The sequence below is a fragment of the Streptomyces sp. DS1-CR2 genome (assembly GCF_055760475.1).
Genome location: NZ_CM147085.1, coordinates 4,731,266 through 4,743,353, shown reverse-complemented (window position 1 = coordinate 4,743,353; position 12,088 = coordinate 4,731,266). Strand labels below are relative to the sequence as shown.

Sequence of the window (12,088 nt, the reverse complement as noted above, 5' to 3'; positions counted from 1 at the left end):
CTCGAACTCCACAGGAACCGCGTTCCTCAGCCGCGCACACCGCGGACATCGGATCAGCCGGCCGGGTCCGAGCCGGTCGGCCTGCTGCATCGGGAACGAAGCGGTGCTGAAAACGTGCCCCTCGGCACAACGGACGAATGTGCGCTCCATCGAGTCCCAGAGTCCCTTCCCCACGAGCCACTACGCCATTTCTGGCTGACAACGATGGGTCACATTACGGGATGAAAGGGACGCCACTCCAGGCGGCACTCCGCACACGGAAGGACCCTCGAAGCCGGCCCCACCGTACGCCCCAACTCCCTTCACCCGCAGTCACTTCCAGCACGCACAACGCATCCGGACCCCACGGCGAAAGCACCGGGGGCCCGAGGTGGGGTAGAGTGTGCGACGTTACGACTCCGGCTCAACCGGCGTCTTACGCGGGTGTAGTTTAGTGGTAGAACATCAGCTTCCCAAGCTGAGAGTGCGAGTTCGATTCTCGTCACCCGCTCCACGAAGAAGGCCCAGGTCAGAGACCCGGGCCTTTTTGCTGTGCGGTTTCGCTCAGTCGTCGCGTGCCACATCCGTGCCAGATGCTTGATCATCCGGCTTCCGTGACACGGAGCGGCGAGCTTTCCGCACGCTGCGATCGAGCACCCGGCTGCGCTCCGCTCCGGGTGGTGGGTGATGTGAGGCCCGAGGTGCGCCGAACTCTTGGCGATGAGTTGGCCGCCTGTTTTACTTCGCGCATGATTACGGCAGCGCTCTCTGCCTTCGTCGGCGGGGTGATCGGAACGGTTCTCGTGGCACGGCGAGCGCGGAGAACAGCCGTTCAGACCGAAGCAGGGGAAGCAGTCTTCTTCCAGGTCGGGGCCAACCTGCCGGATGAGGGGCGCCGATACAGCCTTGGCCAGGTGCGGGCTGGGGGCAAGTTCCAATGGAAGTCTCGCTGGTCGTGGACGCGACTGCGTGAACTCCCGACAGATCTGCGCTACATCCGTGCACGCCGAACAACCTTCCGCGAAAGGTTGCAGCTCCCGACCAGAGCGCTGGTGATCGAGTGCGAATCGTCTGTGGGGCCTGTACGGCTATGGGCCCACCCGAAGCAGGCGGTGCACGTTGTAGAGATGATCCGGCGTGCAAGTACCCCGAACTCGCCGAGCACCCCGGTCCCTGACATCAGCACCTGACACCAACAGGCGCGAACAGCGGCAGCCGACGCTGGACCTCAATAGACAGACAGTGGAGGCACAAAGCCAGTTGGCCGGGAGCGATGTCTCCCCGTGATCGACCTGATAAGGATGAGTCCGCAGGTTCAAATCCCGCGGCCCAGCCCGTAAGGGTGTCCCTAATACTCCAGCCGTACTTCTCCATTACTGCTGGTCAACGGCCTGGGTCTGGGGAGTGTAGCGGGGTGGGTTTGGGTGCGGGGCGGTCCTGGCGGACCGTCCCGCGAACGTGTGACCGCGCCGCATGTAGTGACAGTGCCGGGCGCGTGCTTGGTGGCGGCGTCTCCAGTGCGACCAGCTCACTGCGTGCTCGCGCCGTGGAGCGCGGCGGTGGGGTTCAACTGCCAGCAGACGGCGGATTTCTGCCGGGGTGAGATCCACGAGGTCGGGTGTGTCGGCCGCGTCACCCCTTTTTCGCGCTCCTGGACGGCCATCGCGGCGAGGAAAATGTGCGCGAGCATGACGAGTGTGATGTGCCGGTACCAACCGACGTATCGGCGGACCTCGTACTGGTCCAGGCCGCACTCGTTCTTCGCGCTCTGGAAGCACTCCTCGATCTTCCAGCGGCAGCCCGCGATGCGGGCCAGGTCGGCAACGGTGGCATCCAGCGGCGCACTGGCCAGGTAGTAGGCGATCTCGTCGGGCCTGGTGATGCTGCGGCGGGCGAGCATCCAGCGTTGCCGGGTGGGTTCGTCGCCGTCGAACTCCCAGACGGCGGGCAGCCGGGCGGCGGCCCAGTCGTAGAGGCGCGGCCCCTTGGCGCCGTCGCCGCAGGACAGGCGTTGCCATGCCTCGGGTGGCGCCTGGCCGATGAGGTAGTCGATGCGCGGGCCGTGAACCTGCTGTGACTTGGGCACCGCGACGACGTAGGACAGGCCGGCGTCTTCCAGGAAGCGGCGGAAGCGGGAATCCTGCCCGTAGGCGGAATCCGCGGTGACCCAGGAGAAGACGAGCGGAGACTCCAGGGCCCGCCAGACCATGGCCCGGGCGAGATCGTTTTTGGTGGTGAAGTCACGCTCGTCGGGGATCCGGGCCGCTCGGCAGCGATCTGGGTCGTTCGTCCAGGACTTGGGCAGGTAGAGCTCTCGGTCGACCAGGCCGTGGCCGCGTGTGGTGGCATAGGCGGCGAAGACACCGATCTGGCAGTTTTCGGTCCGGCCCGCCGTTCCCGAATATTGTCGTTGCACCCCGGCCGAGGTGGTGCCCTTCTTGACGAAGCCGGTGTCATCGATGATCAATACACCGTCTGATGCTCCGAGTTGCTCTGCTGCATAGGACTGCAGGTCATCGCGGAGATGGTCGGCGTCCCAACGGCTGCGGGCCAGCAAGTGCTGAAGTCCGTCCGGGGTGGCATGGCCGGCGTACTCGGCGAGCTGCCAACCGTTCTTGCGCCCCACCGGGCCCAGCAGCCCACGCACGTAATCCCGCATCCGGCGTCGTGGCTCTACCCGGACGAAACAGGCTCCGACCCGCAGGAACAGATTCTCAAGTTCACGGCCCCAGACACTCGTGGGCACATCATTGATCACGTCTACGGACTGCTCGGTCTGCTGTCACTACATGCGGCGCGGTCACACGTTCGCGGGACGGTCCGCCAGGACCGCCCCGCACCCAAACCCACCCCGCTACACTCCCCAGACCCAGGCCGTTGACCAGCAGTAATGGAGAAGTACGGCTGGAGTACTAATACTCCAGCTGTAGATCGTGATCAGCTGTCAGGCGTCAAAGCGGTGGCGGGCGGCCTCGATGTGCCCGAAGTAGCGGTGCGTCCAGTCGCACATTCCGTCGACGGTTGCGCGTAGGCCCTGGCCCGGCTCGGTGAGGGTGTATTCGACACGCGGCGGGACGGTGGGGTGCACGTTTCTCTCGACCAGGCCGTTGCGCTCCAGCATGCGCAGGTTCTGGGTGAGCATCTTGTGGCTGATGCCCTCGATCTCGTTCCGCAGCTCGCTGAAGCGCAGGGTGCGTTCACCGAGAGTCTCGATGATCAGGAATGCCCACTTGTTGGCAACGTCGGAGAAGATCTCTCGCGCCAATGAGTCCGCGCGCCTGAGGTCTGCTTCCTCGGATGGGCCCTTGATCTGTTTGGTCACCATCGGGTTCCCCAGTCACTGGAAAGTGCGTTCTTCCATGTCAGCGTCCACTCTCCTACGGTTCCTGAGTAACCACAAGAGACCGAAGGCGCCCTCGTCGGGCAGACACGAGCCCACAGGCGCTCAGGACAAGGAGGCAGGCAGCATGGCCGTCAACCTGGTAAACCCGAATGGATTGCCCAAGATCGATGTCTACCGGCAGGTGTCGATCGCAACAGGGTCGAAGCTGGTCTTCATCGCCGGGCAGGTCGCCTGGGATGCCGAGGGGATCACGGTCGGCGAAGGCGACCTCGCCGCACAGGTCGAGCAGTGCTACCTCAACATCGGCACCGCTTTGGCCGAGGCTGGCGGCTCCTTCGACGACGTGGCGAAACTGACCTTCTACGTCGTCGACTGGACCCCCGACAAGATGCCGCCGCTGCTCGAGGGGATCTCCCGGGCGGCCGCAAAGCTGGGCACCACCCCGGTCCCGCCGGCCACGCTGCTGGGCGTTGCGGCACTGGACGTTCCCGACCATCTGGTCGAGATCGAAGCCACCGCGGTCCTCGACTGAACAGATGCCCTTCGCCCGCTGAGCACCGAAGTGGCCAACTGCGGTGCTCAGCTGCCAACCAGCGCGCTCGGCACATCATGTCTGGTTCGCGGCTTGCCGGTGGTAGTGGCCGGCTCGGGACCGGGCCTGCTGACGTCGCCGCCAGTCGGACCAGCCGAGCCGGTGGGCGGCGTCGTGCACGGGGCGCACGACCAGGGCGACGAACAGGCGCTGGATGGGGAGAGTGGTGGGTTGGGCAGGGGGGCAATCACCTGTGGGGGATCAAGAAACGCTCGATCCCCCAGCCGGGATGACAACGATCTGATTCTCATCCTCGTAGATGACCCGGCCTGGGTTCGGGGACTCCAGTCGGCGGCACTCGACACCATGGGCAGCGAGCAGGTCTAGGTATCCCTCGACGCGCCTGATCAGTTCCTCGGCAGACGACTTGAACCAGGCCACAGCGCCCGGGTGCACCTCGGGGTCGTACACGCGTGGGTCGACGTTGGTTGGATTGGTGTAGTTGGGTTACGTCCAGGGAAGTGGTGTACGGGTTCGACCTGATCCGGGGGTTTGCTCCGGCATCGGGATGGTGCCCGCATAGATGAACGGCCACCGGCTGATCTTCGAAGTGTCGAAGCCTCGAAGGAGATCAGCACGATGACCGCACCAGACAGTCTGCCCCTGCACGCCCTCGCGGAAGACAACCTCGCCGCGGCGAGTCCCGATCTGCTGCGCGCGATGGTCAAAACGTTCGCCGACGCGCTCATGTCTGTCGAGGCGGATGCCCTCTGCAACGCCGAATACGGGCAGGTCAGCGACGAACGCGTCAACCACCGCAACGGCTATCGCCCACGCGAGTGGGACACCCGCGCTGGCACCGTCGAACTGGCCGTTCCCAAACTGCGCCGGGGCAGTTACTTCCCGCACTGGCTCCTGGAGCGACGCCGGCGGGCCGAACAGGCCCTCATCTCGGTGGTGGCCACCGCCTACCTCCTGGGCGTCTCCACCCGCCGAGTCGAGAAACTCGCCGCCTCCCTCGGTGTCACCCAGCTGTCGAAGTCCCAGGTCAGTGCGATGGCCAAGCACCTGGACGAACAGGTCGCCGCGTTCCGCAACCGGCCACTGGACGCCGGGCCTTATGCGTTCGTCTGGGTCGACGCGCTGACGCAGAAGGTCCGCGAGGGCGGCCGCATCATCAACGTCCACGCGCTGATCGCGGTCGGCGTCAATGCGGACGGACACCGGGAGATCCTCGGCATCGACGTCGCCACGGCCGAGGACGGTGCGGGCTGGCTCGCCTTCCTCCGCTCGCTGACCGCCCGCGGTCTGTCCGGTGTCCAGCTGGTCGTCTCCGACGCCCACACCGGCCTCGTCGCCGCGATCGGCGCCGTTCTGCCCGGAGCTTCATGGCAGCGATGCCGCACGCATTGAAGCCGTAAGGAATCAACTTGTCGGTGTGTCGGTTTCTTCATCCGCGGCGGCGAGGAGTTCGGTGGCGGTGTGGTAGCGGGTGGTGGCCGGAGGTGGGAGGAGTCCGCCTTCGGCAAGCAGGGGCCGGATTTCGCGGACGACGTTCCCGATCGAGGACCTGCTCACGTCCCCCAGCACGTCGGCGAGGACGTCCAGGGTGCACAGTTTCCGCAGGTAGAGGATGGCGACGACGACGCGTTCTCTGTCACCGAGCTTCTGCGGGAAGACGCCGCCGCGGCTGCCCGGCTGGCGATCGGCGCCCCGGCGCTGGTAGGAGGCACGTTCGACCTGGGCAACCTGGCGTGGGGCGAGGCGGCGAGCGAGCGCATCCAGCTCCGCGCGGGACATGCCGGTAAGCCGCGGATGGGACAGGCTCTCCATGATCCGGGTGCGCGTCGGGGTCTCGGCGGTGTCGAGGAAGGCCATCAGCGCGTCCGCCGTGGTGAACCGGCTGGGGGCGTAACCGGGCTGGTGGCCGTGATCCTCCAGGACTCGGCGGGTCTCGGCGACGAGGTGGCCGATGCAGTTGGGGGTCACCTCCAGCATGTCGCCCAGCAGCTTCATCGAGCAGACCTGGCGCTGGTAGAGGAGGGTGAGCATCACCCGGGTGGCGTCGTCGAACAGCGGCTTGGCCCGCTGATTTCCGGTTGCGCGCCGGGCGCGTCCGCCGCGCTGCTCGCTGTAGCGTTCCTGGGCCCGGGCGGCCTGCAGCGGAGCCAACTCAGCGCATAGATCTGCGAGTTCCGTGCCACTCAGCCCGGTCAGGCGCGGGTCCGCGAGACGGGTGAGAAGCTCGCGGCGGCGGTCGGCGACGCCGTGTGCCTCGCCGGCGGGCGACACCTGTGGCGCGGAGGGTTCGGGCAGCAGGGTGTAGTTCCACTGGCCGTGAACCTCATGCCGGACCAGCGGCAGCGCGGCGAAGCGGTCCTTGCTGATCGCGATGCCGGTGGGGTAGTCACCGGGATCAAGGTGGGCCTCGACGCGCAGACCAGCCCGGGTGCGGGTGGCGGCGATCGTCTCAATGACGACTTCGTGGCTGGTCAGCGGCCTGCCACGCCAGTTGTGGGTGATGTGGGAGAACAGCCGGTGCTCGATTTTGTTCCACTTCGATGTGCCCGGCCAATGCCGTTGTTTGACTACTGAACTATCGTCGCCTGCAGTGTGATGGTCCTGGCGGGTACGTGGCGTGGTGGGGCTTTCGGTTTGTTCTTCGGCCGGTAGGAGTACAGCGAGTTGGGCCGTTTCAGGAAGCGGTCTGCCTCTCGCAGTCGGCGGGTGCCGCTGTCGAGTTTCCGGCGGACCTTCGCCGCCAGCGCGGTCAGGAACCTGCGGATCTTCGGCGGGGTGTCGGCGAGCTGGCGGACCACGCTGCGTCGGGTGTGCTTGAGGACCTTGACGAACGAGATGCGGTCCGGGTCGATGCCGTTGTTGTCGGCGAGTTGCATGATGATGCCGGTCAGGCAGTGGTGCACGACCAGGTGCGCCCACACTTCCTGGCTCACCAGCTGTGGGTCGGTGGATCGCAGAACTTCCTGCCGGCCCCGCTGGAAGGTCTTGATCTGCCGATAGGCCGATTCCACCTCCCATCTTTCGTGATACAAGACCGCCAACTCCCTTGCTGGGTAGGCGTCGTGGTCGAAGAGGTCGGTCAGTAGGCGGATCACTTCGCCCCCGTCGACGCGGTACTCGATCACGCGCACCAGCACACCGCCCGGATGGGCGCCCTTCTGCCCCGCGAGGTTCATGCGTGCCAGGTAGGTGCCGTCGGGCAGGTGTCGTACTGGGCTGCGTGCCACACACGAGCGGGCCCGCAGCAGGAGGTGGGCACCGGCGCCGGTGTAGGCCTTCCACAACTCCACCCCGGGGAACCCCCGGTCCATGATCACGAGCATCCCGGAGGCCGAGGCAGCCATTGCCACGGCTGGGTCGCGTTCACCGCTGTTGTAGCCGCCCACCCGGGCGTCGATGGAAGAGTGTGTGCCGGTCTCGGTCAGCGTCACGACTCTCACCTGCGGAAACCCGCCCGGTTTCCCGCTGGAGTCTTTCGGGCCGCCGAAGGCGAGTCGGTTGGCCTCGTTGTCCGGCACGTCCAGCAGGAACCCGTCGACCGCAGCGAGACGCATCCCCCGGTAGAAGGACCCGGCCAGCCCCGCAGGGGCCCGCGGACCGGCCAGACGGTGGAAGATCCGCTCGACAACCTCCGGTCCCAGGCGCTCCCGAGCCCGGGTGAAAGACGCCTTGTGCGGGATGTGCTCGCTCAACTCCTGTATTCCACCTACCAGTTGTTCTGCGACATCGTCGTAGGAGTCCTGGTGGAAGAGCGCAAGCGCGAGTGTGAAGTAGACCATGAACCCCGCCGGCAACGCTCCCGGCCGACGGTCCCGTTTGCGACACTCCGACAGGACCTCGTCCACCAACTCGGGCGTCACCCACTGTGTGATCAAGCCCAGCCGCACTCGCTCAGATACCCCGCTCCACGGATGCACACCCCGCATAACGGCGCGACGCTCAGTCCGTCACTACCAACTCAATGAACCTTCAAACAACGGCATTGTGTGCCCGGAGGAAAGTGACACACCGTGATCGTCAGGCCCGTCTCGGCGGCCAGGGCGGCCAGTTCGCTCTTCCAGACCCGGTAGCGGTAGCCATTGGAGCCGCCCGCGTCCGAGGTGATCAGCAGCCGTGACGCCTTCGGGTAGTCGAGGCTGCCGCGACAGCGCCACCAGCGTCGGATGGACTCGACCGCGAAGACCGACGTGTCGTGGTCGATACCGACGTTGACCCAGCCGGTGTTGCGGGCGATGTCGTAGATCCCGTACGGGATCGCCTGCTGAACGTCCGGGCCGCTGAAGAAGAAGTGATGGTCCTCCACCTCGACCGGCTCGCCCCTGGGCCGCCACTCGCGGCCGGCCATCGGCAGCCGTCCGATCTGTTCCCGCTTCTTCGTGTCCACGCTGATTACCGGCTCGCCGTCGCCCTGGTGCTGTTTGACCTGCTCGTTGATGTAGCGGAACTGGGCATCCCGGTCGGGATGCTGGGACCCCTCAAGGGTCTTGACGTTCGCCTGCAGACTGAAGCCCTCCTGCTTGAGCAGCCGGCCCACCGTCGGCGCAGACACCGGGTGACCCTGCCGGGTCAGCTCCTCGGCCAGGTTCCGCAGCGACTTCGTCGTCCACCGCAACGGCGACTCCGGATCACCCCGCTCATCCGGCTCGACCAGCCCCAACAACGCCTTGAGCAGGGCGGGATTGTTGGCCTCGGCCCGCTTGCGGCCTCCGCCTGGTGCACGTACCTGTCCGTCCGGCAGCGGCCCGGCCCCAGCCTCCAGCTCCGACACTCCGCGGCGCACGGTGGTCTCGCTGACCTGCGCGATCCTCGCCACCGCCCGTACACCGCCGTGCCCGATCAGCCGGGCCTCGGTGGCCAGGGCCAGCCGCCGCTGCCGCTCGTTCAAATGCGGCAACAACACCGAGAACCTGCAGTGGAGTTGGGAACAGATCTCCTTCGGAACGGCCATACCCTGACAACGAGCCCGCACCTGTAAAGCAGCACCTTGATTCTTTACGGCTTCACAAAACCGCAAATGTCCTCGACAGCCTCCCCGAAGTCGGCCCAGCCGGCGGCGAAGAAAGCGATCCAGGACATCTACAACGCGGAAGACCGCGAGCACGCGGCCCGGGCCGTGAAGGTGTTCGCCAAGCAGTACGGCGCGAAGTTCCCCAAGGCCGTCAAGAAGATTGTCGATGACGAGGACGAGCTGCTGGCGTTCTACGACTTCCCCGCCGAGCACTGGATCCACCTGCGGACCACCAACCCCATCGAGTCGACCTTCGCCACCGTCCGCCTGCGGACCAAGGTCACCCGCGGCGCCGGCTCCCGCGTGGCCGCCCTCGCGATGGTCTTCAAACTCGTCGAGTCCGCCCAGGCTCGCTGGCGGGCCGTGAACTCACCCCATCTCGTCGCCCTCGTCCGCGCCGGAGCCCTCTTCGAACGCGGTCACCTCGTCGAGCGTCCCGAGCCCGCTGCGGCATGAACAACCTCAACCGACCCACAGGTCTTGCTCTATTACCCCCGGTCCGCCGGGTATTCGCCCAAATGGAACGGCGCCGGCGGCACTACGCTGCTGTGTCATGCAGGAGACGCGCCTCGACAGTGCTCGGATCCGGGCGGCTCGCCGGGTAATCGACCCGACGTTTCTCGACACTCCGCTGTACCGCTGCGAGGCGCTGGAGCCCGACCTCGGGTGCACGGTGAGTATCAAGCTCGAAACGGCGAACCCGGTCCGCAGCTTCAAGGCCCGCGGCACCGAGGTAGTCGCAAGCCTGCTCGCCGACAATGGCTCGCGAGCCGCGGTGTGCGCCAGTGCGGGCAACCTCGGCCAAGCCCTCGCTTGGTCCGGTCGCGGCCGGGGGCTCGACGTCACCGTCGTGGCATCCCGCTTCGCGACTGCAGCCAAGCTTGATCGCATCCGCGCACTGGACGCCAGGTTGGAACTGGTGGACGGCGACCATGAGATGGCTCGCGAGCGAGCGGCGGCCATCGCGCGGTACGACGGCATCCGGCTGGTCGAAGACAGCCTGGACGTCGAGACCTGCGAGGGCGCGGCGACCATCGGCCTGGAACTGGTAGACACCTCCCCGTCGTTCGACGCCGTCCTGATTGCCCTCGGCGGCGGGGCGCTGGCCACCGGCGTGGGTCATGTGGTGAAGGCCATGGCGCCCAAAGCCGAGGTGATCTGCATCCAGCCGCTGGGCGCACCGGCGATGACACAATCGTGGCGCCAGCGGCGCGTCATCACCACCGACTCGACCAACACCATCGCTGACGGCGTCGCCGGCCGGCATCCCATCCCGGCCGTGCTGGACGACCTCCTCCTGGTCGCTGACGACGCCGTCCTGGTCCAGGAGGCGTCGATCATCGCCGGTATGCGGATGCTCCTCAACTACGCCGGCCTCGTCGTCGAACCTTCGGCCGCGCTCGGCATCGCGGCGATCCTCGAAGACCGTGACCGCTTCGCCGGCCGACACGTAGTCACCATCGTGTGCGGCAGCAACGTCGACGTAGCCGCCTATCACCGCTGGGTCGGTGCGGCTCCCATCCACAGGTCTTGACAATTGCTCACTCCAATATCGACCCGGACCATCAAGATCCAAGTGTCTCTGGTGTCCAAAACCCGGGGTCAAGGTCCGGTGACGCTGCCGTTCGGCTGAACTACACACTATGACGGCGAGCCTGCCGAACAGTCAGGTAGGTCGCTCGTTGATAGTGCCCAGATGCGTCTGAGACATGAAAAGGATTCAGCGACGGTGTCACACAGCTTGGCGCCGCGGAGCCGCAGGGCTGTGTTGGGACTCGGCGGTGCGATGCTCGCAGCGGGGTTCAGCGCCTCCAAGGAAGCCGTGGCCGCCAGTCGCAGCGGTGCGCAGGGCGCTCCCGCTCCGAACGTTCGCTTCGACCTGGCTGCCTCTGGCACGCGCTTGATCCACGAGCGAACGCTGCAGCACACGACGGTTATGCAGTCGTTCGCCTTCGACGAGACTGGCGGGCACATCTACGCGCTCCAGGTCGTGTCCGGCGGCGTTCAGCTTCCCGGTGAGTCACGCACCTACAGTCACGACGAACGGCAGCTCTCCGGGGACCTGTGTCTGAACCGACTGTCCATGAGCGGTGAACTGCTGGGCCGGATGTACCTCAAGGGCTTTGGCCACGGCACAGCGATGGCCGCCCAACACAGCGGCGCCTCGAACGTGACCTTGTGGGTCGAGTGCGACGTCAATTCGGCCTCCGGCTACGGGCGAGCGATCGGCCGATTCCCGTACACCGAGAACACCGTGCTGCGCAGCACCGACCGCCGAGTCACCGTCTACCGCCCACGCCCCGACTCAACCGCAAACTCCGCCGCTCTCGACCCGACCAACCGTCGCCTGCTTCTGCGCTACGCGCTCTCCAGTCGCCGCCGTTATGCGCTCTACGACCTGGACAGGTTCGCTGCCGGGGAGTTCGAGCCGCAGGCCGACTTCGCGCAGCCGGATACGAACCTTGGCCTGCCCTTTCAAGGCATGACCCTGTACGGCGACTACGCCTACCAGGTGATGGGCTTCGGCCGTGGCTCCGAGAATTCCACGGACCAGGACAACACGGTGCTCCTCCACTGCATCGACCTGCGCACGGGCAAGGTGGTGCAAAAGCAGCGGACCCAGGTCGGGCAGGAGCTGACGCACCGCGAGCCCGAGGGACTTGCCGTGTGGCACGGGCCCGCGTCTCGGGAGCCGCGCCTGTGCATGGGCTTCGCCTCTGGCCCGGCCGGAGGCCGAAAGCTGTCCCTCTACGGCCTTCCTGTGTTGTAGCCCGGCGGGAACGTGCTTGTAATGTCCAGTGAGCGTTCCCGCCCTCATCCGATGTTGAGGCAGTAGCCAGCCCCCTCGGCGAGGACAGTCCGCCGAGGGGACAGGTGCGGCGGCGGCCTCGACGCCGAACTGTGCAAGGCAGCAGGCCACTACACCGTGTGTGGCTGGCGTGACGGTCGTTGAGGAGGGCCTCAGTGGACGTTAAGTCGACGTTAAGTCCGATCTTCTTCGGTTCGTGATCGCTCGATCGTGGTACTGATCGTCGCGCAGGGGCCCCCTGTTGGGCATGTCCATGTTGAGATGCGGGCAGGGAGCGAGAGCCGTATCCGAGCGATTTAGCGGACGAGCAGTGGGCGTTGATCGGTGCGACGCGAAGTCGCGCATTTCGAGTGAACTCGCAGATTGGAGGCCGGTTATAGACCGGTGGCGTAGTTC

At 66.2% G+C, this 12,088-nt stretch carries 7 protein-coding genes, 1 tRNA gene and 5 pseudogenes; 6 read left to right on the top strand and 7 right to left on the bottom strand.

Features of this window, described 5'->3' with window-relative positions:
- Positions 1 to 419: 419 nt before the first annotated feature.
- Positions 420 to 493: transfer RNA gene (locus tag ACY0PA_RS22795), tRNA-Gly, on the top strand.
- A gap of 1,014 nt (positions 494 to 1,507) precedes the next feature.
- Here the strand turns inward: ACY0PA_RS22795 and ACY0PA_RS22790 are convergent.
- Positions 1,508 to 2,725, bottom strand: coding sequence for an IS701 family transposase (locus ACY0PA_RS22790; RefSeq protein WP_473086201.1), 1,218 nt, complete (start codon positions 2,723 to 2,725; stop codon positions 1,508 to 1,510).
- Between the two features lie 198 nt (positions 2,726 to 2,923).
- Entirely contained in the window at positions 2,924 to 3,304 is a 381-nt protein-coding gene (locus tag ACY0PA_RS22785; protein ID WP_099498680.1) for a winged helix-turn-helix transcriptional regulator, read from the bottom strand.
- A gap of 142 nt (positions 3,305 to 3,446) precedes the next feature.
- Here ACY0PA_RS22785 and ACY0PA_RS22780 point away from each other — a divergent pair, with 142 nt between their 5' ends.
- A complete protein-coding gene (locus ACY0PA_RS22780; RefSeq protein ID WP_473079567.1) occupies positions 3,447 to 3,854 on the top strand; it encodes a RidA family protein in 408 nt (135 codons plus the stop codon).
- 75 nt (positions 3,855 to 3,929) lie between these two features.
- Here ACY0PA_RS22780 and ACY0PA_RS22775 read toward each other — a convergent pair.
- Positions 3,930 to 4,070, bottom strand: a pseudogene (locus ACY0PA_RS22775) (IS701 family transposase); the annotation flags it as partial.
- Between the two features lie 423 nt (positions 4,071 to 4,493).
- Here ACY0PA_RS22775 and ACY0PA_RS22770 point away from each other — a divergent pair.
- Positions 4,494 to 5,264 (top strand): annotated as a pseudogene (locus ACY0PA_RS22770) (IS256 family transposase); the annotation flags it as partial.
- A 15-nt stretch (positions 5,265 to 5,279) separates the two neighbouring features.
- Here the strand turns inward: ACY0PA_RS22770 and ACY0PA_RS22765 are convergent.
- From ACY0PA_RS22765 to ACY0PA_RS22750, 4 genes and pseudogenes are all read right to left on the bottom strand, one after another.
- A complete protein-coding gene (locus ACY0PA_RS22765; protein ID WP_473086617.1) occupies positions 5,280 to 6,146 on the bottom strand; it encodes a helix-turn-helix domain-containing protein in 867 nt (288 codons plus the stop codon).
- Between the two features lie 18 nt (positions 6,147 to 6,164).
- A pseudogene (locus ACY0PA_RS22760) lies at positions 6,165 to 6,425 on the bottom strand (ISAzo13-like element transposase-related protein); the annotation flags it as partial.
- 17 nt (positions 6,426 to 6,442) lie between these two features.
- On the bottom strand, positions 6,443 to 7,801 hold the full coding sequence (locus ACY0PA_RS22755) for an IS4 family transposase (RefSeq protein WP_473079566.1): 1,359 nt from the start codon (positions 7,799 to 7,801) through the stop codon (positions 6,443 to 6,445).
- A 59-nt stretch (positions 7,802 to 7,860) separates the two neighbouring features.
- A pseudogene (locus tag ACY0PA_RS22750) lies at positions 7,861 to 8,823 on the bottom strand (ISAzo13 family transposase); the annotation flags it as partial.
- 53 nt (positions 8,824 to 8,876) lie between these two features.
- Between ACY0PA_RS22750 and ACY0PA_RS22745 the strand changes: the two are divergent.
- From ACY0PA_RS22745 to ACY0PA_RS22735, 3 genes and pseudogenes are all read left to right on the top strand, one after another.
- Positions 8,877 to 9,339, top strand: a pseudogene (locus ACY0PA_RS22745) (transposase); the annotation flags it as partial.
- Positions 9,340 to 9,436: 97 nt separating this feature from the next.
- Entirely contained in the window at positions 9,437 to 10,417 is a 981-nt protein-coding gene (locus tag ACY0PA_RS22740) for a threonine ammonia-lyase (protein WP_473079565.1), read from the top strand.
- A 402-nt stretch (positions 10,418 to 10,819) separates the two neighbouring features.
- Positions 10,820 to 11,653 (top strand): phage baseplate protein, encoded by an 834-nt coding sequence (locus ACY0PA_RS22735; protein WP_473079564.1) that lies wholly within the window; start codon positions 10,820 to 10,822, stop codon positions 11,651 to 11,653.
- The last annotated feature ends 435 nt before the right edge of the window (positions 11,654 to 12,088 follow it).

Excerpts from the sequence above, each read along its gene's own strand:
- ACY0PA_RS22755 (WP_473079566.1), bottom strand. The coding sequence starts at position 7,801 with ATGCGGGGTGTGCATCCGTGGAGCGGGGTATCTGAGCGAGTGCGGCTG.
- ACY0PA_RS22780 (WP_473079567.1), top strand. The coding sequence starts at position 3,447 with ATGGCCGTCAACCTGGTAAACCCGAATGGATTGCCCAAGATCGATGTC.
- ACY0PA_RS22740 (WP_473079565.1), top strand. The coding sequence starts at position 9,437 with ATGCAGGAGACGCGCCTCGACAGTGCTCGGATCCGGGCGGCTCGCCGG.
- ACY0PA_RS22735 (WP_473079564.1), top strand. The coding sequence starts at position 10,820 with ATGCAGTCGTTCGCCTTCGACGAGACTGGCGGGCACATCTACGCGCTC.
- ACY0PA_RS22785 (WP_099498680.1), bottom strand. The coding sequence starts at position 3,304 with ATGGTGACCAAACAGATCAAGGGCCCATCCGAGGAAGCAGACCTCAGG.